This window comes from Pinibacter soli (assembly GCF_029961145.1).
Classification (GTDB): domain Bacteria; phylum Bacteroidota; class Bacteroidia; order Chitinophagales; family Chitinophagaceae; genus Pinibacter; species Pinibacter soli.
Window position 1 is genome coordinate 118,369 of sequence record NZ_JASBRG010000003.1, and the last position, 22,134, is coordinate 140,502.

General features: G+C 41.0%; 30 protein-coding genes. 4 read left to right on the forward strand and 26 right to left on the reverse strand.

The window, feature by feature from the left end:
* Positions 1 to 97 precede the first annotated feature (97 nt).
* The 4 genes from infC (at position 98) to QJ048_RS04965 (ending at position 3,269) form a co-directional block, all read left to right on the forward strand.
* Entirely contained in the window at positions 98 to 691 is a 594-nt protein-coding gene (gene infC, locus QJ048_RS04950) for a translation initiation factor IF-3 (RefSeq protein ID WP_217789582.1), read from the forward strand.
* 420 nt (positions 692 to 1,111) lie between these two features.
* Complete coding sequence (rpmI, locus tag QJ048_RS04955) at positions 1,112 to 1,309, forward strand: 50S ribosomal protein L35 (protein WP_282333223.1); 198 nt, start codon at positions 1,112 to 1,114, stop codon at positions 1,307 to 1,309.
* A 43-nt stretch (positions 1,310 to 1,352) separates the two neighbouring features.
* A complete protein-coding gene (gene rplT, locus QJ048_RS04960) occupies positions 1,353 to 1,697 on the forward strand; it encodes a 50S ribosomal protein L20 (protein WP_217789580.1) in 345 nt (114 codons plus the stop codon).
* A gap of 168 nt (positions 1,698 to 1,865) precedes the next feature.
* Positions 1,866 to 3,269 carry a type III PLP-dependent enzyme domain-containing protein gene (locus QJ048_RS04965; RefSeq protein ID WP_282333224.1) on the forward strand — a complete coding sequence of 468 codons (1,404 nt, stop codon included), beginning with the start codon at positions 1,866 to 1,868 and terminating at the stop codon, positions 3,267 to 3,269.
* A gap of 177 nt (positions 3,270 to 3,446) precedes the next feature.
* Here QJ048_RS04965 and QJ048_RS04970 read toward each other — a convergent pair whose 3' ends face one another.
* From QJ048_RS04970 to QJ048_RS05095, 26 genes are all read right to left on the reverse strand, one after another.
* Positions 3,447 to 3,872, reverse strand: a complete 426-nt coding sequence (locus QJ048_RS04970) for a DUF4293 domain-containing protein (protein ID WP_282333225.1) — start codon at positions 3,870 to 3,872, stop codon at positions 3,447 to 3,449.
* 248 nt (positions 3,873 to 4,120) lie between these two features.
* Positions 4,121 to 4,651, reverse strand: a complete 531-nt coding sequence (locus QJ048_RS04975) for a hypothetical protein (protein WP_282333226.1) — start codon at positions 4,649 to 4,651, stop codon at positions 4,121 to 4,123.
* A gap of 327 nt (positions 4,652 to 4,978) precedes the next feature.
* On the reverse strand, positions 4,979 to 5,413 hold the full coding sequence (locus tag QJ048_RS04980; protein WP_282333227.1) for a hypothetical protein: 435 nt from the start codon (positions 5,411 to 5,413) through the stop codon (positions 4,979 to 4,981).
* Between the two features lie 67 nt (positions 5,414 to 5,480).
* Complete coding sequence (locus tag QJ048_RS04985; RefSeq protein WP_282333228.1) at positions 5,481 to 6,305, reverse strand: DNA adenine methylase; 825 nt, start codon at positions 6,303 to 6,305, stop codon at positions 5,481 to 5,483.
* A gap of 157 nt (positions 6,306 to 6,462) precedes the next feature.
* A complete protein-coding gene (locus QJ048_RS04990; RefSeq protein ID WP_282333229.1) occupies positions 6,463 to 6,873 on the reverse strand; it encodes a DUF1353 domain-containing protein in 411 nt (136 codons plus the stop codon).
* A gap of 37 nt (positions 6,874 to 6,910) precedes the next feature.
* Complete coding sequence (locus tag QJ048_RS04995; protein WP_282333230.1) at positions 6,911 to 7,315, reverse strand: hypothetical protein; 405 nt, start codon at positions 7,313 to 7,315, stop codon at positions 6,911 to 6,913.
* Between the two features lie 22 nt (positions 7,316 to 7,337).
* A complete protein-coding gene (locus QJ048_RS05000; RefSeq protein WP_282333231.1) occupies positions 7,338 to 8,675 on the reverse strand; it encodes a hypothetical protein in 1,338 nt (445 codons plus the stop codon).
* A 2-nt stretch (positions 8,676 to 8,677) separates the two neighbouring features.
* Complete coding sequence (locus QJ048_RS05005) at positions 8,678 to 9,520, reverse strand: hypothetical protein (RefSeq protein ID WP_282333232.1); 843 nt, start codon at positions 9,518 to 9,520, stop codon at positions 8,678 to 8,680.
* Positions 9,513 to 10,010 carry a hypothetical protein gene (locus QJ048_RS05010; protein WP_282333233.1) on the reverse strand — a complete coding sequence of 166 codons (498 nt, stop codon included), beginning with the start codon at positions 10,008 to 10,010 and terminating at the stop codon, positions 9,513 to 9,515. Before QJ048_RS05010 ends, QJ048_RS05005 begins: the two co-directional genes overlap by 8 nt.
* Positions 9,997 to 10,830 (reverse strand): hypothetical protein, encoded by an 834-nt coding sequence (locus QJ048_RS05015; protein ID WP_282333234.1) that lies wholly within the window; start codon positions 10,828 to 10,830, stop codon positions 9,997 to 9,999. Before QJ048_RS05015 ends, QJ048_RS05010 begins: the two co-directional genes overlap by 14 nt.
* Positions 10,831 to 11,373: a hypothetical protein gene (locus tag QJ048_RS05020; RefSeq protein WP_282333235.1), complete on the reverse strand. Its 543-nt coding sequence runs from the start codon at positions 11,371 to 11,373 to the stop codon at positions 10,831 to 10,833.
* The gene (locus tag QJ048_RS05025) at positions 11,315 to 11,689 is read right to left on the reverse strand and encodes a coiled-coil domain-containing protein (RefSeq protein ID WP_282333236.1); all 375 of its coding nucleotides are present in this window, start codon (positions 11,687 to 11,689) and stop codon (positions 11,315 to 11,317) included. The genes QJ048_RS05020 and QJ048_RS05025 overlap by 59 nt, the downstream gene beginning before the upstream one ends.
* A gap of 2 nt (positions 11,690 to 11,691) precedes the next feature.
* Complete coding sequence (locus QJ048_RS05030; protein WP_282333237.1) at positions 11,692 to 12,165, reverse strand: CHAP domain-containing protein; 474 nt, start codon at positions 12,163 to 12,165, stop codon at positions 11,692 to 11,694.
* 15 nt (positions 12,166 to 12,180) lie between these two features.
* Positions 12,181 to 12,459 carry a hypothetical protein gene (locus QJ048_RS05035; protein ID WP_282333238.1) on the reverse strand — a complete coding sequence of 93 codons (279 nt, stop codon included), beginning with the start codon at positions 12,457 to 12,459 and terminating at the stop codon, positions 12,181 to 12,183.
* The gene (locus QJ048_RS05040; RefSeq protein WP_282333239.1) at positions 12,459 to 12,752 is read right to left on the reverse strand and encodes a hypothetical protein; all 294 of its coding nucleotides are present in this window, start codon (positions 12,750 to 12,752) and stop codon (positions 12,459 to 12,461) included. The genes QJ048_RS05035 and QJ048_RS05040 overlap by 1 nt, the downstream gene beginning before the upstream one ends.
* A gap of 3 nt (positions 12,753 to 12,755) precedes the next feature.
* Entirely contained in the window at positions 12,756 to 12,989 is a 234-nt protein-coding gene (locus tag QJ048_RS05045; protein ID WP_282333240.1) for a hypothetical protein, read from the reverse strand.
* Complete coding sequence (locus QJ048_RS05050) at positions 12,989 to 13,453, reverse strand: tudor domain-containing protein (protein ID WP_282333241.1); 465 nt, start codon at positions 13,451 to 13,453, stop codon at positions 12,989 to 12,991. The genes QJ048_RS05045 and QJ048_RS05050 overlap by 1 nt, the downstream gene beginning before the upstream one ends.
* Complete coding sequence (locus tag QJ048_RS05055) at positions 13,450 to 14,472, reverse strand: hypothetical protein (RefSeq protein WP_282333242.1); 1,023 nt, start codon at positions 14,470 to 14,472, stop codon at positions 13,450 to 13,452. Before QJ048_RS05055 ends, QJ048_RS05050 begins: the two co-directional genes overlap by 4 nt.
* A gap of 2 nt (positions 14,473 to 14,474) precedes the next feature.
* Entirely contained in the window at positions 14,475 to 15,092 is a 618-nt protein-coding gene (locus tag QJ048_RS05060; protein WP_282333243.1) for a DUF6046 domain-containing protein, read from the reverse strand.
* Position 15,093: 1 nt separating this feature from the next.
* Positions 15,094 to 17,154, reverse strand: a complete 2,061-nt coding sequence (locus tag QJ048_RS05065; RefSeq protein ID WP_282333244.1) for a tape measure protein — start codon at positions 17,152 to 17,154, stop codon at positions 15,094 to 15,096.
* Between the two features lie 170 nt (positions 17,155 to 17,324).
* Positions 17,325 to 17,639 (reverse strand): hypothetical protein, encoded by a 315-nt coding sequence (locus QJ048_RS05070; protein ID WP_282333245.1) that lies wholly within the window; start codon positions 17,637 to 17,639, stop codon positions 17,325 to 17,327.
* Between the two features lie 59 nt (positions 17,640 to 17,698).
* A complete protein-coding gene (locus QJ048_RS05075) occupies positions 17,699 to 18,145 on the reverse strand; it encodes a hypothetical protein (RefSeq protein WP_282333246.1) in 447 nt (148 codons plus the stop codon).
* A gap of 21 nt (positions 18,146 to 18,166) precedes the next feature.
* The gene (locus QJ048_RS05080) at positions 18,167 to 19,357 is read right to left on the reverse strand and encodes a DUF2586 family protein (RefSeq protein WP_282333247.1); all 1,191 of its coding nucleotides are present in this window, start codon (positions 19,355 to 19,357) and stop codon (positions 18,167 to 18,169) included.
* A gap of 39 nt (positions 19,358 to 19,396) precedes the next feature.
* A complete protein-coding gene (locus QJ048_RS05085; RefSeq protein WP_282333248.1) occupies positions 19,397 to 19,930 on the reverse strand; it encodes a hypothetical protein in 534 nt (177 codons plus the stop codon).
* Between the two features lie 92 nt (positions 19,931 to 20,022).
* Complete coding sequence (locus QJ048_RS05090; protein ID WP_282333249.1) at positions 20,023 to 21,048, reverse strand: hypothetical protein; 1,026 nt, start codon at positions 21,046 to 21,048, stop codon at positions 20,023 to 20,025.
* Between the two features lie 55 nt (positions 21,049 to 21,103).
* Positions 21,104 to 22,090, reverse strand: coding sequence for an HK97 family phage prohead protease (locus QJ048_RS05095; RefSeq protein ID WP_282333250.1), 987 nt, complete (start codon positions 22,088 to 22,090; stop codon positions 21,104 to 21,106).
* Between the last annotated feature and the right edge of the window lie 44 nt (positions 22,091 to 22,134).

Below are 22,134 nucleotides of genomic sequence, written 5' to 3' on the forward strand. Positions count from 1 at the left end.
TCTTAACGATTGACTAAGCGGCAGATTTTTAAAATTAAAATGAAAGCATTCCACAAACGCCCCTGTGCTGCCGACAGCAGGTAGTGGACAAAATAATATGGCATTTCCACCCAGACCATCTTCTAGAGGAGGTTTTAACCCCCGTTTTAAGAAGGAGCAACAGCAGGAACACCGCACTAATCACATGATCAGAGTGCCACAGGTGAGGCTAGTTGGAGACAACGTTGAAGTAGGCGTATATTCCATCCAGGAAGCATTACGTATGGCGCAAGACCAGCAAATGGACCTAGTAGAGATTTCTCCAAATGCAGATCCTCCTGTTTGTAAAATCATCGATTACAACAAGTTTTTATACGAAAAGAAGAAGAAAGAGAAAGAAATGAAGGCGAAAGCCAAAGTTTCTGAAGTGAAAGAGATTCGTTTTACTCCAAATACCGACGATCACGACTTTAACTTCAAGGCGAAACACGCTGAAACCTTCTTGAAAGAAGGCAACAAAGTGAAAGCTTATGTACAATTTAAAGGCCGTGCGATCCAGTTCAAGGACAGAGGAGAGCTTCTCCTGCTGAAATTTGCGGAGCGTCTCGCAGAATTCGGCGCACTTGAAGGTATGCCGAAAATGGAAGGCAAAAGAATGCTGGCCATTTGGGCGCCTAAAGCGAAAAAGAAACCAGCTAAAGCTGAAGAATAGTGAAAAGCCCCGCGAGGGGCTTTTTTATTTAGGAGTTAGGAATTAAAGACTAGGAATTGTCTAAATTCCTGATTACCTCATGTGATCAAACTTCCGTATTGGCGAATAGAATTACTACTGTACAAGTGTGCGACGCAACGACAGCCCAGTAGTTGTGTGCAGCCGATGTCAAAAAAGAGAGAAATTTTTGTAGAGGGAAACTATGATTTTTGCATAAAGTGTACAAAATGAACGTTTTATGATGATGTAGGTTAGCCTGCTTTGAAAAATTCTTAACTCTTAATTCCTAATTCTTAATTAATTACCTTACTTTTGCACTCCCAAATATGTACCTACATATTTGTATTGCCCACAAGGCTCCATAAGAGTTCCGTCTGTTCGGGACCGCCAGCAGGGTATCACTTTTATAATGGTAATAAAATGCCTAAAGTAAAAACAAATTCTAGTGCCAAGAAGCGTTTTAAAGTAACGGCTACTGGAAAAATTACTCACCAAAAGTCTTTCAAACGTCACATCCTTACAAAAAAATCTAAAAAACGTAAACGTTCTTTGCGTCAGGATGGAGTTGTAAGTGCTTCACACACTTTCTTCGTTAAACGTTTATTACGTCTTAAGTAATTTTCCCGTAACCAATTAATTAAAACTTTAAAATCATTCAGATATGCCACGTTCAAAAAATGCAGTAGCATCACGTGCACGTAGAAAAAGAGTCCTTAACCAGGCGAAAGGTTTCTATGGCAAACGTAAAAACGTTTATACAGTTGCCAAAAACGTTGTAGAAAAAGGTCTTACTTACAGCTATGTAGGTCGTAAACTTAAAAAGAGAGAATACCGCGCTTTGTGGATCGCTCGTATCAACGCAGCAGTAAGAGAAGAAGGTTTGACTTACTCTACTTTCATCGACAAGTTGAACAAAAAAGGTATCACACTTGACAGAAAAGTACTTGCTGACCTTGCAATGAACAATCCAGAGTCTTTCAAAAACCTGGTGAATTCAGTAAAATAAGAATGAATTTCTTACTATAAGAAGAAACCGGAGTTACATTTATGTATACTCCGGTTTTTTTTGTTTTTTAAATCATTCAAACAGTTACTTTTGTGAAGTTTTTTCAAAACCCTTACAAAAGGGCTAAACGATTTTTAAAAACATTGTTCACATTTAATCTATCGCCAATTGGAGAACAACACAACTTATTATGAGTTAGTGGATCAAACCTTTAATTTTCCTCAGGAAGGTTTTGATGTTGATAATGGGTATCTTGAGTTTAATGGCCTCGATCTGAAAGCGCTGATCGAAAAGTACGGTACTCCTTTGAAGCTTACTTACCTGCCGAAAATTGGTAAGCAGATCAACAAGGCCAAGGATATGTTTGCCAACGCTTTTAAGAAGCATAAGTATGAAGGCAAATACTATTACTGTTACTGCACTAAAAGTTCGCATTTCTCATTTATCGTAGAAGAGGCTTTGAAGAATGATATTCATTTGGAAACTTCTTATGCATATGATATTGAGATCATCAAAAAGCTTTACCAGCGCAGAAAGATTACAAAAGATACTTTTATCATTTGCAACGGATTCAAACAAAAAACCTACACAAGGCGCATTGCGAACTTGTTGAACACAGGTTTTAAGAATGTGATCCCGGTGCTGGATAATAAAGAAGAATTGGATGCCTACAGAAAATCTGTGAAAGTTCCGTTCAAAATGGGTATTCGTGTAGCGGCGGAAGAAGAGCCGAATTTCCCATTCTATACTTCGAGACTTGGTATACGTGCGAAAGACATTCTGGAGTTTTATGTAGACAACATCGAAGGCTACGAAAACAAGTTCCAGCTGAAGATGCTTCATATCTTTTTGAATAAGGGTATTAAAGATGACATCTACTACTGGAGTGAATTGAATAAGGTGGTGAACCTGTACTGCCAGCTGAAGAAAATTTGTCCTGAGCTCGATTCGATCAATATTGGCGGCGGTTTCCCGATCAAACATTCCCTGGGCTTTAACTACGATTACCAGTTCATGGTAACCGAAATTGTAGGCACCATTAAAAACGCCTGCAAAAAAGCTAAAGTGCCAATGCCAAACATCTACACGGAGTTTGGAAGCTTCACAGTTGGTGAAAGCATGGCGCATATCTACAGTGTAATTGCTCAGAAAACGCAAAACGACCGTGAAATATGGTATATGATCGATTCATCTTTCATTACCACATTGCCTGATACCTGGGGTATTGGTGAGCGCTTCCTGATGTTGCCGATTAACAAATGGAACGCGGAGTACCAGCGAGTCGTCTTGGGCGGACTTACCTGTGATAGTCATGACTACTATGATTCTGAAGAGCACATCAACGAGGTGTTCCTGCCTAAAGTAACGCCGGATGAACCTCTATATGTTGGGTTCTTCCACACGGGTGCTTACCAGGATCAGATCAGTGGATATGGTGGTATTAAACACTGTTTGATCCCTTCTCCAAAGCACGTTATTGTGGGTTATGATAAGAACGGCAAACTAACGGATTGGGTGTACGCGAAAGAGCAGAGCGCTCAAAGCATGTTGAAGATTTTGGGATACATGTGATGAATTGAAAGTTGAAAATGCTTTTGATACTTACATTCTAATTGTTTTCAATCCCGATAAAATTTAAAGGCTCCGATAAACCTGGTTTATCGGAGCCTTTTTGTATTTGACAAAGGTTGAAAATAGTAATGCTTCTGGTATACAAAGCCATTTCAATTCTCAACTTTCAATTTTCAATTAACGAAGCCTATCCAAACTTTTCACCAATTTCTCATCTCTTCTAATTCCGCCGGCTGCGAGCCAAAGAAATATTGCCATTGCGATGGGCAATAATCCTCCGACGTTGTAAGTTCCTTTTATTATTGGAGTTGATTGCTTGAATGAATTTATATAATATACTTCTAACCCAACAACAACAATTGAAAGTAAAATGCCAACGACTGCGAGTTTAAACTGAGTTGTTCTTTTTTTGAACAGGAAAATAGCGATTGTTGACATGCAAGCAACAGCTATGCTGAGTGCGAAAACAACAAGGTGGTCCGAAGCAAAAACAATACGGCTTGAATTATCAGCCAAAGTCGCATCGAATAAAGGTACGCGTGACATTGCAAATCCGCATATGGCGGCGAGTACCAGCCAGATCGTTTGTATACGTTGAATCATAATGAGTTTTTAACTGCGGTAAAAATAAACAAAAAGATGTACGAAGGAAATTAAGATGTGCGGTGTAATGAGTACGATGTACGAATTTTATTCCAGAGCAATACTGTAAACAATTTCTTACACCGTATACCGTACATCGTACACTTGCTTAGTTGGTGCAAGCTTCAAAAAGCAAAAAAGCCATTCGGAGAGATGAATGGCTTGAAGTGGTAAGGGGAGGAGAGAAGGGACAAAACTTGATTTGTATATTATGGATTAGCTTTTGTAAATTTTTCTGTTTCTTCAGTTTCTCCATCGACAACTTTTACTGATTTCCAGTATTTCTCGTTTTCTATTTTAACTAAATAACCTGTTTTATGGTTAACTGTAACTTCTGTAACACCAAATATTGAGTAGCCCGGATGGTCAGTATTGATAGCATCTTTCACGCTTTGAGGAAGATTGGCAGCATCATAGTAGCGAATGGTGTTCAGGCATTCTCCTTTCATATTGTAACAAACACGGGTAAGAATTCCAGCATTTTTGAAAACTACGGTGCTGGTTTTTTTGCCTTCAGTTACTGTGATATCAGAAATGTTGCTGTATTGGCTTATAAAGGTTTTATAGGCTTTGGGATTGGTTGAGGCTAAAGTGTTCATTCCTGCAGAACTGCTGGTTGCTGATTCTGTTTTAGGATCGTAAGATTTGCCTGATAACGCGATGTATTGATTCTGTGCATTTGATGCGTTTGCGAATAGCATTCCTGAAATAGTCAGAACGCTGAAGATTATCTTTTTCATAAATTTTTGTTTGTTAAATGGTGTTGTTTAAAATGCTCAAAAGGCTCGGCTGTAAAGGCTTCGAAGGGAGGAGTTGTGTGAGATATCTTGTTCATTGCTGCATGCACATACTTTGTCGCGCAGATGAAAATGATGGAAACAGGAGGAGGGAAAAAAGTAAAAAGTAAAAAGTAAAAAGTAAAAAGTGAAAACCTCGATACTGATTTATAAGCGGCAAAACCAAATGTCCTATTTTTTAAAACGAAATGTCCTTAAATCTAGGACATTTTTTTAAGTACAAGTTTGCGACTAACCAATTTTGTGGAAGAAAGCTTGTAATAAATGTGATTATTTCAATTTTAACTGATAAGATCGTTGTAAAATGCTCATCAAATCCTTAAACAATGCATGATACATTTGTTCTAATTGGACTTCCTCCTGTTGATGCTCATCAAAGAATTCTTTATAGTTTTTCTTTAGAAAATTCTTACAGCTCTCATTATCAGCCAAGCAGTTCACGAAATTAATCGCATATACATTGTGCGCAAATTGATTTCTGATCTGCGCAAAATGAACAAATTTTGCTGCGGAATCCTTTTCAATGGACTTCAAATCGGTCAATAAGTTAATCTTACTGTTAAAACTCAGAGCTTGACTTGTATTACCGAAGCTTTTTGACGTGTCCTTCTCAATTCCGAGCAAACTTGCTAATATCAATGAAACTATCTCTTCAAGGCTCACCGCATCTTCAATAACATTAAACCTTGCCATGTTTCTTTCCATAATATCGTTTGATTAATACAAACAAAAATAGCCTTTAAACCCACTTTAAAGGCTATTTAATTAACTACTACACTGAACTTTTGAAAACCATCACGTCTGTATAGCTGGAATTATAGTTGACAGTTGCATTGACCGTTCGAACTGTTGCACCTGCAAAGGGATTAGCGGCCATTGTCCGGGTCTGAATCCACTCGCATAATTCAAGAATCTGCGATTTATTGGACGTAAAGTAAACATACCTGTGTTTTTCCAGTACCTGAAGCACATTCAGATAGTCTTTCAGCTTCCAATACATCTTGTATGTCCCTGTTTCTGTGGAGAGATACGGCGGGTCGGCGACAAAAACAACGTTCGGGTTATCCTTGTACTTGCGATATATTGTTTCATAGCTGGCAGAAACCCTTTCAACTCCGGTCAGATAGCCATCTGCGTTATAGTCGCCCTGCCTGACGCAGTTGTACATCGTACTGGCTGAAAGAGCTTTGAAGCTGGTAACATAATTTGCGCTGAATAGCAGCGATGAAGACAGCGTAACATAATCCACAAAACCGGCCTTTTCGTCTTTCGCAATGCGCTTTAGTATTCGTGCCTTTGTTTCCGCAGGGATCAGCTTGTCTTTTGGACAGTCAGCAACAATTTTGCGTATATCTGCCAACAGCTTATTGGTTTTAGGAATATTGTCAATTCGCTCGTGGTAACCGTCAAAGTCATTGTATATAACGCTGGCCTTTGGCAGTTCTTGCTTAATTGTGTGAGCCAGCAGGCCACTACCGCCAAACAAATCAATATACGTCGCGTCCTCAGGGTATTGTTTCAACACCTCTTTTAAATCCTTTAAAAAATTCCTCTTTTGCCCCATAAATGGCAGGGGCGCTTTGTTGTAACTCTTCATTTTTTTATCTATTGTTTATCATTTACATTTGCGACCTCTCACAAACAAAAAGGTGCTGACACACCAAACAACAAAGGCTTTAGCCCTTGTCGTGGTGTGTCAGCACCTTTAATCTTTTAGCGGGGTGAGAGCCGCTCTTAGTAAGGCAGGGTTTTTTTTATTTCCAGTGGCTCTTACCAAATAGCCTTACCCCACAATATCTTATCCAGTTATCAATCCTGTTACTATACCTGCTTTTATTAATAATGCGGCTCCAGTAAAGCAATTCGTTGTCCGCCTGTTCGCGTGTTATTTCAACATCACACGTTACGTCGTATAACCAATCATGTAAGATTGCTGCAAAATTGAAATCTCCAACAGGAGACATTAACGACCACGACCACCGCGGAACGCTCGACATATCGGTATAAAAACCTGCTGGTATCGTTGTTACTTTGCCACAGGAAAGCTGCACCGTAATTTGGTCCAATACCTTCCAATAATCGCAGCTTTTGTATGAATACACATAAGCGACCTTTATGAGATCATCTGCAATTAATAATTGAACTACATTCTTACTTGTTACCATTCTCAAATCATAACTTTTAGTGATCAATGAACGATGTTTAACTAGTAAATAATTGCGATACGAGGTTTGTAATAATTGCTTCTGCGTCTTGCTGCTGCTTCTCATCCCATTCTTGTAAAATGGTCAATACGTGCGCTGCACTTTCAGCCAGTTCTGCATCTGTTCCTTGCGCAAATGCTATTAACTGGGGTAACAAATTATTTTTCGCATCTGAATTTATTGCTGCTGAGACACCAACTGGAAGGTTTGATATTCGCTTATAAATATCAATAATAGTATTAGGTCGCATTTCAATTGAAATGTTTTCCGATTCGGAATACTGTGTATTCAATATTGAAGCATCCAAACTGCGTGCTTCTGGTAGATAATCTCTATTATCCCAAAGTCCTTGGCCGCACCAAAGAGCCAACTTCATTGGCATCTGAATTATTAAATTTTTCATCGATAATGTATTGGTTTAATTTTTAGAAATGGTCTTTCCACATGGTGCCGTTCCACGTTTGCATTGTGCGAGTGTCAAGGTTGTAAATTGTTAGCCCCCCTTCAAGCTTACCTAGCTTTGCGATGGCCGTTGCACCACTGCCTCCACCGCTGTCTGTTATAGTTATCGTTGGTTGGCTTGTGTAACCAGAACCGGAAGAAGAAGCGAATATTCTTGTTATTGTACCATTAACAATCTCTATATCCAAGGCTATTGCGCCACTACCTCCACCTCCTGATACTGTTATTACAGGTGAAACATATCCACTTCCTCCGTTTGTTACAGTATATTCAAATATTCCATCTAGGCTATCCCTTTGCGCTGTTGTCATGCGCGGAGGCAGAAACCCTGCAGTCGTACTTTGAACATCCAATGCCGCAGCATAGTTATCAACACTTGAAGTGGCAGGATTTGTAGCTATTTTAACATGTCCCGTGTTACCTATTTTTAAAATAGGTTTTGAAATATCTCTGCGAGTTGTTCCAAGACCTGATATAAAACTCCACCCTTCTGGTGAACTTGTCTCTATGGTAGGGCAATTAAATATTCCGCTAACACTCAGACTACCAACGAATGTTGTACTGGGGAAGTAAAATAAAGCTGGAAAACTGGTGCCATATGATTGAAACAAAAGATAACGTAATCCGTAGGTTTTACCAGTACCAATGTTAAGTCCAAAAGTGGCGCCATCCTCCGTTCTATTAATATTCACGTTACTTACTTGCGAATTTCCTAGCCCCTCCGAATGTAAAGTAGCGCTGTTTGCATTAATGCTTCCGTTTACCTGTAGTTTATCAATGCCGTTATCATAAGCAGTCCCTATTAATTTATTCCCTGTAGTTGCTGCAAGTCTTTCTCGCTCAATTCCATTTTGTTTTACAATGAAGGGGTAGTTATCATTAGTTCCGGCAACAAGATTTTCACCCAACGCATCGCCGCCCTGTGTAAGTTTGGTATCGGCTTTTGCATCAACTGTGCTCACAGCGTTATTAACGAATTGCAACGCCGCCGCTGTCGCGTTGCTTATTGGCTTGTCTTCATCGCTCGTATTGTTTACGCTACCCAAGCCAACCTGATCTTTCGTTACTTCGTGCGGGTTTTCAGTATCGCTAACATGCTTCTGAAACTGATCTCCAAGCCCTTTGATAACACCTGCATCCGGCATATTGTCTAACGCCTTTTGCAACCCATCAATTGAGCCTACCGGAATTTTATCATCCTTATGCCAAAAACTATCCAACCAATCCCAAAACTGCTGCTGTGTTGGTTTTAAGCCTGTCTTAAACCAGCCTTTTAATTTTTCTATTGTTTGCTTTGCCATTATTACATTTTTATAATCACGTAATCAAATTGCAGGTTTTGCGAAAGGTTGTTTACCTCTCTCAATAGCAATTCGAAGTAATCATTGTTGCATTTACCTATCATGTGAAAGACATCATCATCATCATTCCAGTTCGACGAAATGCTTCTAAGACTACCAATAACCATGTAATTACTATAACCCAGGTTGTGATACACATACAAGCGGGAATCGGGACTGGCAGCATCCTGAAACTTGGGGTTAGTTTGCGAACTACTGCCGGGATCACCAACTCTTACGCTTGCCTTATAAACAATTTGAACGCCTATTTCGGGCGGGTCCGTAATGTCCGCCCACTTATGTTTATGCGCACTTGGTGCGAATGTGTCAGGCTTGTTTTGAATGTTGTTCCAATCAGGTTTGTATTTACTAAATGCATCCTCAAGATTTCCCAAATCGTTTTTCAAATTGGCAACATCTCGCGTTATAATTTGCAAGTTGCTCAATCGCTTGAAATCTTCAATCGCAATACCGTCTACATTGCTGGCGCTGGCAAGCTTGGCACGGCGAGTAAAGTAAACCGTTTGAATACTATCGTCGCCAAACAGCTCAGTATCTGCCAACTGTTCGACTACAATTTTAGGTTGCTGCAACCCGCCCGTAAATGGCAATAGTTCGCCATTTAAACAAATCCAGCCTTCGGTATAACTGCCGTTGATTAACTCCGCACCGCTAATAATCACTTTATCACCTAACACTTTCGCAATAGCCGAAAACGTGTTTTCATAGCAGATTTGCAGAAAATCAAGAGTGCCCTGGAACACTGCCAAACCTTCCAACTTCGAAAAATCAATCTTTTTATACATAACTCACTTTGTATGTTTTGCCTGCTAACTTGTAAGTGTTTACAAGCGCCAACAACTCTTTTTCATTAAAATTTATGATAGCAGGAACGTACACTATAAAATCAACCGTGTCTTTTCCTGATTCTGCTTTGGTGTAAAGGAATGTTTTATCCCTTTGTTCTGCTTTGGTGTAAAGTATTACCGGCTTGCCCTCAATTTTTTGATAGAGAAACAACGGTGGGTATTCCTTAGCCTGCCTTATATAGATACGCCGTTGAATAGTGTCGTAGCGATCATTCAGCATTTTTTCGACATAACACACCTGCCCGGTTATTTGCAACCTGTACAACATGTCACCACGAAAACGTACGAACAACTTGTACACGTAATCAATGGGCGTTACCAGCGCTGCGAGCCATGCAATAAATCTTCGCTTTCGCAGAATAACTGGCGTAAGAATAATTGCCAGCTTCTTAATGTCAAGATTGTATATGTTTTTATTGGATAACACTTTGTGGAATAAATTCTAGTTCTAAATCGGTTTCGTTTTCCAGTCGTAAATAACCCGCATCCGGCACATACATTACATCAATAGCTGTTTCAATGTCTCCGTACTTTGCGGAGCAGCTTACAAGTTGAGGAATAACAATCCCTTCAACTTTTTGCAGCGCATCAATCAGGTATGTTGTTACAAATAGCCCGTTAAATGGCAACTGTTTTAAATAGTTTTTAAAAGCCGTTTGTACTGGTTCACTATCGCTATCATCCAACCTTTGCCCCTGATCGTTTAGCACCAGCGGATCATAGTAAATGATCAGCTTCGCTTTTATTGTATCGGCTTGCCTGCTCTCTATCTGTAGCCTAACGCCTGCGTATGTAATACGCTGCATGTATTCTCTAAATGCTGCCAGTTCTGTGCTGGTCAATGGCTCCAAGTCTGTTGTTTCCTTGGCAACCTTAACACGTAAATTTTTTGCCTGTTCAACAACCGAACTATATTTAACAATCTTGCTGGCTTGTACCTGGTCGTCAGTTAAATGGCTGTTGTCGTATTGATCAGTATCGGGCGGCAATTGACAACCATACTGAAAAGCTTTTGCCATTTCTGCATACCAGCGAACAGAGCCGGGCTTCATGCGGGAAATGGTTTCCAGCACATCTGCTTTAAAAGTGTCAAACAACTTTTCCAAACTCCATGCACACACTGCGACGATGTACGTCCACAAGCGCCAGATAGCGGTGCTGCTTTTGCTGCTCAATTCGCTTAAATTCTCATCAGCTTGTACACTTGTGAGAATTGATTGTTGTATTTCGTTGATCGAACGCGACATTTACACAGTTTTTTTGCTAAACAAACTCAACAATGCGAGCCTGTTCTTTAGGATCACACCAATTAAATAACCAGCGATGAACAGTCCGAAAATTCGACCCAGGTATATTTGAAACCATTGCCAACGGGTTATATAGTTTTCTTTCACAGGAACGAATTTTACTTCGCTTGTCTTCTCGGTAGTATGATCCGTTTCAATTAATTCTTTTACTGCCAAGTAAATCTTGGCAGAATCTGTTACGGATAACGCTTTTAACACATTATTCTTAAGGCTTATTTTCGGAGGGGCAATGCGATTACCTTGCGAGTATTGTAACAACTGTTTAAGCAATACATTGCCTGCGCTATCGCATTCAAGCAAAGCAGTAATCGAAGCACTATCAGCTTGCACAATCAGGGTCGTATCATGCAAGGTTTCTTTAACTGTAATAACACGAATCGTACTATCAATTTTTGTTGTAATAATTGGCGTTACTGTTTTACAACTACACAGTGCCACTATCAACGCCAGGAATGCTATTATTGCTATTGTTATTTTGAGCATACTTCTTTATTTCGTTTAGCTTGTTAATTAATTTATTGTTCTGGGCCTTCAGTTCAGCAACCTCTTTCTGCAACCCGTACACCGTTTCCTTTAGGCTTAGGTTTTCTTTTCGAAGTGCTTCAGTTACGGCCAGCAAATCGGCAATTTGCTTCTCCATGCTTTCCGCATTTTTTTGCCACACTTCAGCCAACCGTTCTGCGTTGGTTATTTCTACACCACGGGTTTCTGCATTGCTTCTTCGCTTGCCAAATAACCAACCTACACCACCAGTCGCAATGGCAGGAAGAAGGACTTCCATTATGCTATCAATATTCATATCTAGTTAAGTTGGATAAATCCTTTAATTGCACTCAAAGGGCGAGTGCGTTTACACACTTCGTACCCTTCACGACTGCCGTCATTATTCGTGTTTCCTTCGATGGTGGTAATTACACCACTACCTACACTTTCTACAAACCCGGTATGTCCATTGCCGCCGCCAAAGTCCATTATAAAAATGTCGCCCGGCTTTACGGCATTCGATCTGTTTGGCAACTTTCTCAATGTGCAGGTGTTGTATTGGTTTAACACACCGCCTGTTTTTACAAGGGGGTTCACTAAACCCAGATTGCGTGCCGCTTCATTTACACACCAATAGACAAAAGCTTCACACCAGCTATATCCTTTTCCCAATCCTACGCTCTTTAAGTATTTCTCAACTTGTGGCCCGGCATTACTGCCTTTTGGCACTTCCTGAACGTATATTTGTGTCGCAGCTATTTGTAAGGCCGCTTGAGCTAATGTTGTTCCCATAGGTTTAAAACTGTTTTAATTCACTATAAAATCTTTTTCGATGGCCCAGTAGTCAATTCCTTCGGATTGGTCGCTTATGTCAAACAGTGCGGACGCAGGTTTTAAAGGGTATAGATTATTGACCACACTATCATCAACCACCTCGGTCAGTTTGTAAATCTGTCCTATAGTCAACTCATCAGTTATTGATATCCCATTTAGCAAGGCGATATCAAAAAGCGCTTCTAAACTTCCGCTTGCCTGAATTGCCAGATCAATCAAGGTTTGACCGGCCATTGCTTTTACAGTTCCCATCACTCAACATATTTTGCGTTATACGATAGATCGCCTGTTTGCTCATTGAACTCGATGCTGTTTACCGGGCAGCCGTCATCCTTAAACCTCGCAGTGATAGCGTGTAACATGCCTGCAACATCGTCATCCATAAGAAACCTTTCAATGCCCACCGTTTTATCAGGAGCGTTTTTAAAAGAACCAGGAGCGCAGAGCAGCATAAGGCGTTGTTGCTGTTCATCACTTGTATCTATGACAAAGTCTCCGTTCTTTATTAATAAATCGTCTGATTCATCGAGTATAAAATCTTTCATGTTTTAACTTATTGTGCCAGTTCCAGTTCCTGCCTGTGCGGCTGCTGTACCTGTTGTATTTACGGTTACTTTAACTACTCCGGCACTTGCAATGTGTTTGATAATTTCATCAGCCAGGGCTTTGCAAAAACTTAAGCGGGCATCTTCCAAATCACCCAGTGCATCTTTGTCTTTATCATTAAAAGCTTTCAGCGCATTGTATAAACCTTTACCTAATACATCTTTACTGAGTGCCATTATTTCAAAATGTTATTAATTTTTGTAACTGCCTGTTGAAGCTTTGCATAGTCAGGATTATTACCGTATAAAACTGTTATTTGTTGAACGGCCTGAACAATCAACAACAGCGCATCTTTTAGTGTGTCGTCGCCTTTCTTTACCAGTACGCCGTCCTTCACTTCAAATACCGTTTCATCCGTTTTGATGACAACCTGATCAATTTCGCTGAACATGCATATAAAATAGTCCTCGTCGGTTAGCCGTTGAACCAATACCACACTTCCAATTGCCGGGTAAATGGTAAGCCCCTTTGTTGCTTTCTCAATAGACTGTAACCTGACACCGCCCAAATCCAATTCTTCAAAGTCAACAACGCATGTGTTACTCTCTTTATCAACTGACTTAACAGTTGCCGGAAAGATGTTCACATCCTTCCCAACAATATCTTTAAACGCCTGTACCAGTTCCCTTGCTTGTTTCATGCACTTACTGTTATGTCTAATTCCGGTATTCGTCTACCACCGCTTACGCCGAAGATTGTTGTAACTGTTCCCACGTAATGCGAACCAGCTCTATTTTTAAATTGAGGGTCTGATATATCCGCTATACATCCCGGCTCTATGTAAGGAAACAAAAGCGCTTCAAGCTTTCCTTTATATCCCGTGGTATTGTATGTCGTCATTTCTGCCTCGGCCCGTTGTTTTAATTCGGCCTCACTTCGTTCTCCGGATACTCGCAGTTTTAGTACTTCGCCCTTTGTATCACCAAACACAAACTTTTTTAATTGCCCGTTTGGCAATTGGTTAAACACTTCTACTTTGTATGTTGTGTCGTCAACGGTTCTAAATTTCAAATCATCAATTCGTATTGTGTTTTTATTCAGCACATACTTTACATGCTGTTTTCTCAAACCATATTTCAAACCACAATACAGCGTTTTAACCCCATTTAAATCTGTTAAATAGCTTACAAGAAGATATTTGTTCGCTATATCTTGCAACACTTCAACACCGTTTGCATTGTCAATGCGCATGTTGTAAATGATGCAATCCGGTATATTATTATAAAGCGGATAGCTTACGCCAAAGGCGTTGTGCAATTCATTCATTAACCAGGTAAGCACCACCTTTACATCCGATTTTAAAAAACTTTTTCTTAGGCGAAGACGGCGCAATAAGTAAAACTCATCTTCCAATTCAAGCTCCAGCGGTTGCTTCGGGTTCATTCTTTTTATGTACCCGGAAAACTCGTTTCTATGTTTCCCGTCATAACCAAAAGCAATGCTTATTTTGTCGCCTTCCTTTATATAATCAATCAGCTTTGTTCTGTTTATTACATTGCCAACTGTATCACTATTCTTCATAACAACGCTTAGCGGAAGGGTCAACCTTGCAGTTTGAACAATCTGGTGAACGCTTTTCTTTATCTGCACTTCGTGCAGGCCGCGCAGCTTGTATTTGTCAGCAATCGCTATTTCACATGTGGTTTGTCCTAAATACATCGCTACACTATTTCGAGTAAAAAATCAACGTTACTGCGTCCGCTAAACTGTATCACTTCCACGTTCTCACTACCTGCACTATCCAGCAGATCTATTTTCTTAATCAGGAAGTTATTTTCCGGCTGTAAAAAGTTGTTGGTGGATGCGCATTTAAGCGTAACCAGGTCATTGTCTCTAAACAGCTTTGCCATTTTAATAAAATCATTCTCCGGCCAGTTACCATCGTCACTGATTAAAGTGGCGATAATGGTAATATCAAAAGGCCGCTCGAATACTTTTTCAAACACGGTTCCGTTATCTATGACAGTAGTTTCAATGATCTCCTTTTCTCCTGTTATCAATACCACTGCATTAGGAATCAGCACATTGTTAATTGTTGCGGGCAAAAACTCATATCGGCCTAAAACAGAATCTGTGTATTGCTTTATTACGCCGCTTTTGCCAATCGTTCTATCAGGTGGTATGGCAAAATTCTCAAACCCTGTTGCGATCATGTTATTATCGCCTTCTTTCGGTTTGCCAGGAAAAGGAATGCCTCTCGCACCATACACTTTACCAAGTACATCAAACACATTTACTGTGGTTGCACGTGTGTCTAATATGTCGTTAAATCCTGGCATTTTACTCGTTCATTGTTTTACCGTCTACACTTTTCAGTGTCGTTAAAATCATTTCTATAATGGCATCCGCGCTTTGTTTAGCACCCGCTTGCAGGTTGGTTGTATGGATCACTGTTTGATCTTGCAGCTTGCCAATGTTAATGGTTACGTTACGGGGTCCGCCACCTGTAATGTTGCTACCCATGGTTGTAAGCTTTTCTTTCTTATGCTTTTTGTTATCCTCACCGGAAAGGGTTTGAGCCGTTACCGGATTCATCATTTTCTTAAGCTTATCTGCGAAAGCAACTCCGCCACCATCCGTATTATAAATACCACCATTAAGGCTTATTTTATTTGCCATTGACAAAAAGCTCTGCTTGTCTTTCTTCTTTGTGAACAAAGCATCCAGCTTGCTTTCATCATGTGCCAGATCGTACGCATCTTTTATAGCGGACTCAAACTCGTAAGTAGCTTGTGTCTTTTTATATTTGTCTCCTGCTTTATCCCGCAGCGTTCGTGCCTTGTCAAGTTTAGGATTAAGCACCGCTTTCTTATAAGTCTCAAGATTGTCAATGCTCGCATCGCCATATCCATCAGTAGCTATTTTCATGGCGTTGCCAAATCCTAAATATTTATTCCTGTTAAACAGGTTCATTGAGTTTTGTTCCTCAGGATGAAGCTTGTAATAGGATATCTGGTTTTGAATGGCCGTAGAAAGCGCCTCCAGTTCTCCAACTTCACTTTTAGAAACATCATAGTCTGATGACGCTTGAGCCAATCCAATACGGCGTTCATATTGGTTGTTAATCTCCTTTAGCTTTTCAAGCAGGTCAGCATTTTTTGTATTTTCTGTGTCCAGGTTGCCAAACAGATCCGGATACGCTTTTATCAGTTTGTCAAGCAGCAGTTTCCTGGTATCATTATTTTCATTAAGCCCGGTAATGGAACTGACCAGATCATTTACCGTTTGCTTTTCCACACGCAACTTATCTGCAATTGTTTCAGTTGGTGTAATCCATTCCATGGTTTTGTTGGCGGCAGTCATCAAGCCTTCTGCAATGGGCATGAGCGCGGTTCCCGCTTGTATTTTAAAGTTTTCCCATTGCCCTTCCAAAACCTTCAGCTTGCCGTAAGATGTTTGCCCGATGGTGTCCATCATATTGGCAAACTTTCCGCCTTTGCTCGTTGCCAGATCAAATGCCTTTGCCACCATCTCAGAAGAAATGGCACCTTTCTCCATTTCCTTCTTAAGCTCGCCAACACTTTTTTTCGCTTTGAAACCAAATTCCTGCCAACGCTCACTCATTGTTTGGAGTGGGTTAAACCCCGCGTTGATGTATTGCAAAAGGTCTTGCCCCATCAACCGGCCTGCCGCCTGTGTTTGGCTAAATGCCAGGGTAAGCGAATCAAACCGCTGCGCATCACCCATACTCACATCGCCGAGCTGCTTTACAATGGGCATTACTTTTTCGGCAGTAATACCAAAGCCCATTAAGGTTTGCCCTGCTTTGAAAACTTCCGGGCCTAGTATAGTGTCTTGTTGAAGCTTGTTTAAATTACCCGCAAGGTCTTTCCCTTTTGAGCGATTGCCGGCAAGCACTTCGTAACTCTTGCTGGTGGCTTGATACTGCATGGCAGCATTAATGCTTTCTTTGCCGAATGAAAATGCACCTGCTACTGCACCAGCAACGGATAAGGGCATTAGCACTTTCTTTAAATCACCTAAAGCCCTTTGAGTTCCGGTAGCAGCTTTTTTAGTTTTACCTTCTAGTTTTTCAACTTCCTCCCCCGCTTTTTTAAAATCATCTTTTAATGAACGAGCTGCCTGCAGGTCGTTCATTTTCTTCAGCGTTTCTCGAAGCTCATCAATACCGGTTTTTACAAGTTTGGTTTGCGCATCCAACGCTTTTTCATCAGCGCCCATTTTTATAAAAATGCGTGTACTTGTGTTACCTACATCTTTCAATTTTTCGGTAACAGTTGTTGCAGTAGCCGCACTGCTTTTCAGCTTTTCAATAAACTCCTGAATTGCCGAAACGCTATTTGAAAGTTCTACATTGATATTGTATGCAACTCCACTCATATATTAAAAATGGGACTGTATTTTTTCGCGTTCACGTATCAGTTCGAGGTAAGCCACATGATCTGCCCACTCTTCGGTTGTTAATGCGTAAGGGTCTATTTTGTAATAGTACTTTACCAGGTAATTGAGATATTGCAGCGAGTCAGGAGAAGCGTTAGCCCTCGCTTTGTCTAAAGCTCCGCTAACTCCCCCACAACCACTTCAATCAGTTGGCCCAGGTAACGGCTAAGGGAGTAGAAGTATTTGTCTTCTGTGATTACTTCTTCGTCGCCACCGATAAAGCTGTTCTTTGCAATAATTTCATCACTCCGAACGGGGCTTGTTTTAGCAATGGCAAAAGATGCATCAACGGCCTTGCGATCCGGTTGTTTGAAGTAAGCCGTTTTACCGTCCTCTGCTTTAAACTGAAACACCTTGCCATATTGCGCCTTCCATTGCTTAATAACATCTTCAGTTACTTCAGCAGCTTTTATTTTCCTTTCCATGAAATGATATTTAAAGGGTAGTTAAACGATGTTCAAATAAGAATTAAAACCCGTTAGAATTAAAAATTGTATTGTGCGTCCATGAATAAAATCGGCAGCTTGATATTCATATCCGTGTCGCCTTGTTTCATGCTTTTTGGCTGTTGTGTAAACTCAACACCTATCAACCTGTCCCGCACCAGGTCAGTGCCATTTCTTGAAGCAGACACGCCACTTAGATAACAGATTTGTATATCCATTACCAGATCGGTTAGCTTCGCCTGCGGGTTCATCTCCTGGGCCTTTCGTATCATGGCTTCTACTTCGCTTTGCCCAAGCGTTATAGAGCCAGTGGGTTTTTCGTTGCCCCGCTGGATGCCTTTCACTTTGCGGCCACGGCCATATATTTGTTTTTTCTCTACTTCCACATCGTACTCGATTTCAAGCACACGCTCGAACGTGCGCCCCATAGCGGTAATGGTAACATCTCCCCACTCGTATTCAATGCCGTTTACTTTTAAACCCATTGTGTTTTATTGTTTTTTAGGCTATACGGTGGCCGCATAGCTGATGTTAACGTTTATTGTTTTTGCTTGCCCTTTACGCACAATCTGAAGTGAGCAATCAATAATGTCATTATTGATATCACTGTCAAGATTCACCGTGCATTTAACGCCGCTGATTTCAGGCACTTTGTTACCACTCACTCTTATCATGGCCGCCCGGATGGCATTCTCCACATCGCTTTCCCAATCGCTGGCTAAGCCCGGTTCTATTTGCCCGGTTTGAGTGTTAATGTCTATGTCATCCATCAATTTTTCAATAAGCGTGAGAAAACAAATGCGCTTCGATTTATTGATTACGCGGTTCCAGCTGATGCTGGTAAAATCGCCCGTGCTTTTTGTGAAGGTTGGATCATCATTGAAAAAGTAACCGGCCTTGTCTGCGATCTTGCGCAGGAAGATGTAGCCTTTATCGTGTATGCTACCAAGCACATTGATCACTTTTGAATCAGTGGAAGATGTACCGTCCGGGAAGTAAGCGCCATTTGTAACGGCGCCATCTGCCACTCGTGCAATGTTGCGCTGTACCTGTCGGTTGGCAATTACACCGCATAGCATGCCCATGCTTACAGTTTTATTGGTTGTAGAGCATGCCAGGCTTATTGCAACATAATCGTTGCTCATGGTGTTTCTATCTGCCAGTTCTGTGCAATGATCAACAGAGAAGCCAATGCCTGGTAACATGGCCACAAAAGGTGTATTGCTGTTGTCGTAAGACTTTGCAAGTTCATTCAGATTATCAACGGCGTTCCATACATCTGCATCAAGACCATTTTGCTTTTGCACTGCATAGCCGTTTGGCGGTATGCGGTTGGCTGCGAAAATTACACAACGCCCTTCTGTGCTGTCGATGAGTTTTGATGCGATGTTTTTTTCTTTATCGCAGATGTCTGCCAGCAATGTTGCATCACTTACCAGCATAAAGTTTAACTCAGCGCCGTTACCTGTTTTTTCGTAGAAGTCTGCAATTTCACTAAAGGCGAGCGGATTTGTTGTTTCATCAATGCCAAGGTCAATCAAAGCATTGGTATCAAAAATGCGGTAAGGTTGCATTAGCTGTGCGCCGCCTGCATTTCCCACACCGGTTAAAACAATACAAGCCACCGCATCATTAACCGGCTGTGTGCGGTTCAGTTGCCCGTTAAGGCGTGGTATATTTACAGTAGGTAATCCCATACTATTTTAGAAAGAATTGAGTGTTAAAAAAATGGAAGCTTACGCCTCAAAAACATAGACTTCCTCATTGGGGTCAACATTTTGCTGATGTAGTTCAGCATCCCGTTTGCCAGTTGAAAGAAACACCTGCATATCAGTGGTGATGTAGAATACTTTGTTTTTTGGATACAACTCAACATAAGTCCTAATCAGTTTTGCCGGATTGTAAAGACTCTTTTGCATTTCCGTTTCTTCGACCAATTCATCACCTGTAACATTCAACTGTTCGTCGGAATTTTCGTTTGTTGACTCCTGTACTTGTTCGTTTTGGGTCGGTAAAGAACTTCCAACCAAAACAGGTTCCTGTTCCTGGTTGATTTCGCCTTGTGTCTGCTTAGGATTCGCGAGATCAGGAGTGGGCTTTTGCTCTTCCTTTTTATCTACAACCGTATCACTTGTGACATTTAACTGCTCTCCAGTGACTTGCACTTGCGTTTGTTTATTTTCAACTGGAAGCGGGTTTTCAGCGGGAAACCGTTTTTGTTCGTCAGTGATTCCGTCCTGTATTTGTTCAGGCAGTTTTGCTTTTGCCATAAAAAAGTATTGAAGTTTTGTAATGTGGGGTCGTGGCACTCCCTGCAAAATTTAGGCAGGGAGTTGCCGTTATTATTATTGCCCCATTTCTTTTATGCTATGATAGCGCCCAGATGTTTGTTACGCAAAGGAGCCGCAACGCCGCGCATTTGATAGTTGAAAATGTCGCCTTTGTAGTCCGGGTCTTTCATTCTGCTAAAGAACTCAAAGCCGCCCTGAGCTACCATGATCTCACTGCCAAGGCAGAATAGAGAACTCTTCTTGTGAACGGCAGGATTAAAGGCCGCGCCATAACCGGCTTTTGTGGCAACGCCTCCCGGAGCGTTAGCAGCTGTTATGTAGTAGGGGTTTTTACTGTATGTGTAGGTTTTAAAACCATAGAACACATCTCCTGGCTTCGCCATAATAGCCTTGTATAATTTTTTATCTTCCTTGGCTATCATAGCCATGTGCGCAGGTGTATAGATTGCAATCCAGTCCTCTGTATCCGCATCCATGTCAGCATATTCGGTTTGCTTGTCAATTACCGCATCAATAAAGCTATCGTTAGCATTTAATTCGGTAATTGTATTGCTTTTTGTGCTGTCAGCTGTGGCAACGCCATATGCCCACGCGGCATCCATACCCAATTTTTTCAACAAGGCCCTTTGGTGCTTTTGCACGTAAATGGCTCTTTGGTCGTACGCCTGCTCAATGGCAACTGCATTACGCACAACAGAGCTTGTTGTATCGTAAGTCTTTAAAAGAATTTTTAATGGGCTGTCAGCCGCAACGGTATAAGGAATGGGCCACACCGTATTATTCACTAATACATCAGGGTCCGCGCCAACTTCGGCAAGATTAATGGCTTCGTTATCGCATAAGGAACTAAGATCACGTGCGGCAGATAGAAAGTGATTGCTTGGGTAGAAGTCCTGCAATACATCTGCCAGCCAAACCTCCTGTGCAAGGCCATCAAAAAACACCATGCCAGTGGCCTGCTTTACCTTCGCCATCGTTATGCCAATACAGTTAACGGCAATGGCGAAAACAAATGGATTGAATGAGAAAATGAACGCTATTACGATACCTACAAAGGCATTGAATAGAACTGCCTGTAAAAAATTAAGTTTTTTCATGTTACTACTATTGTTAGTGAAAATGTGATTGTTGTTTTTATTGTGGTTCAAAATGCTATTTTCCTTTACCGGTATAGCGAATGCCTTTACCGTAGTCTGCCGTCAATTGTGTGTAGCGTGCAGGCTCTTCTTTGCTAATACGGGACAGTTCCGCTTTGTCAAATTTTTGTAAGTAATCAAAGGTGTTTTTACCTTCATTGTCTTCACCTTCTTCTTTTTTAATGAGAGCGCTTTTATTAAGCAACGTGCTAACTGGCACATCTTTTACTACTTTACCGGTGACTGTTGTGGTAGCTGGTGCAATTGGCTCAGCTACAAGCTCCAATTTCTTTTGGCTGAGTGTTAAAAATTCCAACGCATCTGGCAGGCTTGTTTTGCTCAGTTTTACAAAAAAAACTTTTTGGTCGCCTTCCAGTTCATTTGAAAGTTGTTCGATGATCTTTTGTTGCGTGGCGGTAGTACTTTGCTGGCTTAGCTGTATAGATGCGACTGCATCAATTATTTGCTGCTCGGTTGCATTCTCCGGCAACCCTAGTTTTAAAGCAATTTGCTTCATGTCTTCTTCTTTTTTAAGTGGCTTTATGAATAGAGGAGCATTAGTGCTGTTAAGCTTTATAACCGCACCGTCCTTTTTTAATGCTAAAGCGTTTTTATTACCGGGCAATGCGGTAAGGCTTACCTCAAAAAGGTCGCATTCTTCCAGCCAGGGTAATGTTTGTCCCTGTAGCAGTTGCTGCGGATCACCATTCCATGTTATAGGGTCAGCTCCAATGCTTGCACCTTTCATGTCTCCGTTTTGAATTTTACGGATGTAAGTGCGTTCAATGTCATTAGCTCCTTCAATAACAAGGTCTGCATATAGTCTAATGCCTTCGACAGTAAAATTTTCCCAATGGCCCAATGGCACCTCGTCAGTGTCATGCTCGTAAAAAGCAGGACAATTTTTCATTGCGTTATCAAGTCGGATACCGGCTGTTCTTACTGCGAAACCGTAGGTATTTACACTTTCATCGCTTATTAAAAATCTTTTCTTAAATGCCATCTGCTACGCTTTTGTTTCGATGTTTTGAGGACACAAAAATGAAG

Excerpts from the sequence above, each read along its gene's own strand:
- QJ048_RS04970 (WP_282333225.1), bottom strand. The coding sequence starts at position 3,872 with ATGATTCAACGTATACAAACGATCTGGCTGGTACTCGCCGCCATATGC.
- QJ048_RS04990 (WP_282333229.1), bottom strand. The coding sequence starts at position 6,873 with ATGGTAACAAGTAAGAATGTAGTTCAATTATTAATTGCAGATGATCTC.
- infC (WP_217789582.1), top strand. The coding sequence starts at position 98 with ATGGCATTTCCACCCAGACCATCTTCTAGAGGAGGTTTTAACCCCCGT.
- QJ048_RS05030 (WP_282333237.1), bottom strand. The coding sequence starts at position 12,165 with ATGGGAACAACATTAGCTCAAGCGGCCTTACAAATAGCTGCGACACAA.
- QJ048_RS05085 (WP_282333248.1), bottom strand. The coding sequence starts at position 19,930 with ATGGCAAAAGCAAAACTGCCTGAACAAATACAGGACGGAATCACTGAC.
- QJ048_RS04995 (WP_282333230.1), bottom strand. The coding sequence starts at position 7,315 with ATGAAAAATTTAATAATTCAGATGCCAATGAAGTTGGCTCTTTGGTGC.
- QJ048_RS04985 (WP_282333228.1), bottom strand. The coding sequence starts at position 6,305 with ATGAAGAGTTACAACAAAGCGCCCCTGCCATTTATGGGGCAAAAGAGG.
- QJ048_RS05035 (WP_282333238.1), bottom strand. The coding sequence starts at position 12,459 with ATGGGAACTGTAAAAGCAATGGCCGGTCAAACCTTGATTGATCTGGCA.
- QJ048_RS05095 (WP_282333250.1), bottom strand. The coding sequence starts at position 22,090 with ATGGCATTTAAGAAAAGATTTTTAATAAGCGATGAAAGTGTAAATACC.
- QJ048_RS05060 (WP_282333243.1), bottom strand. The coding sequence starts at position 15,092 with ATGCCAGGATTTAACGACATATTAGACACACGTGCAACCACAGTAAAT.
- QJ048_RS05020 (WP_282333235.1), bottom strand. The coding sequence starts at position 11,373 with ATGCTCAAAATAACAATAGCAATAATAGCATTCCTGGCGTTGATAGTG.
- QJ048_RS04980 (WP_282333227.1), bottom strand. The coding sequence starts at position 5,413 with ATGGAAAGAAACATGGCAAGGTTTAATGTTATTGAAGATGCGGTGAGC.
- rpmI (WP_282333223.1), top strand. The coding sequence starts at position 1,112 with ATGCCTAAAGTAAAAACAAATTCTAGTGCCAAGAAGCGTTTTAAAGTA.
- QJ048_RS05000 (WP_282333231.1), bottom strand. The coding sequence starts at position 8,675 with ATGGCAAAGCAAACAATAGAAAAATTAAAAGGCTGGTTTAAGACAGGC.
- rplT (WP_217789580.1), top strand. The coding sequence starts at position 1,353 with ATGCCACGTTCAAAAAATGCAGTAGCATCACGTGCACGTAGAAAAAGA.
- QJ048_RS05055 (WP_282333242.1), bottom strand. The coding sequence starts at position 14,472 with ATGTATTTAGGACAAACCACATGTGAAATAGCGATTGCTGACAAATAC.
- QJ048_RS05070 (WP_282333245.1), bottom strand. The coding sequence starts at position 17,639 with ATGGAAAGGAAAATAAAAGCTGCTGAAGTAACTGAAGATGTTATTAAG.
- QJ048_RS05045 (WP_282333240.1), bottom strand. The coding sequence starts at position 12,989 with ATGGCACTCAGTAAAGATGTATTAGGTAAAGGTTTATACAATGCGCTG.
- QJ048_RS05015 (WP_282333234.1), bottom strand. The coding sequence starts at position 10,830 with ATGTCGCGTTCGATCAACGAAATACAACAATCAATTCTCACAAGTGTA.
- QJ048_RS05090 (WP_282333249.1), bottom strand. The coding sequence starts at position 21,048 with ATGAAAAAACTTAATTTTTTACAGGCAGTTCTATTCAATGCCTTTGTA.
- QJ048_RS05040 (WP_282333239.1), bottom strand. The coding sequence starts at position 12,752 with ATGAAAGATTTTATACTCGATGAATCAGACGATTTATTAATAAAGAAC.
- QJ048_RS05050 (WP_282333241.1), bottom strand. The coding sequence starts at position 13,453 with ATGAAACAAGCAAGGGAACTGGTACAGGCGTTTAAAGATATTGTTGGG.
- QJ048_RS05065 (WP_282333244.1), bottom strand. The coding sequence starts at position 17,154 with ATGAGTGGAGTTGCATACAATATCAATGTAGAACTTTCAAATAGCGTT.
- QJ048_RS05075 (WP_282333246.1), bottom strand. The coding sequence starts at position 18,145 with ATGGGTTTAAAAGTAAACGGCATTGAATACGAGTGGGGAGATGTTACC.
- QJ048_RS05005 (WP_282333232.1), bottom strand. The coding sequence starts at position 9,520 with ATGTATAAAAAGATTGATTTTTCGAAGTTGGAAGGTTTGGCAGTGTTC.
- QJ048_RS05025 (WP_282333236.1), bottom strand. The coding sequence starts at position 11,689 with ATGAATATTGATAGCATAATGGAAGTCCTTCTTCCTGCCATTGCGACT.
- QJ048_RS05080 (WP_282333247.1), bottom strand. The coding sequence starts at position 19,357 with ATGGGATTACCTACTGTAAATATACCACGCCTTAACGGGCAACTGAAC.
- QJ048_RS04975 (WP_282333226.1), bottom strand. The coding sequence starts at position 4,651 with ATGAAAAAGATAATCTTCAGCGTTCTGACTATTTCAGGAATGCTATTC.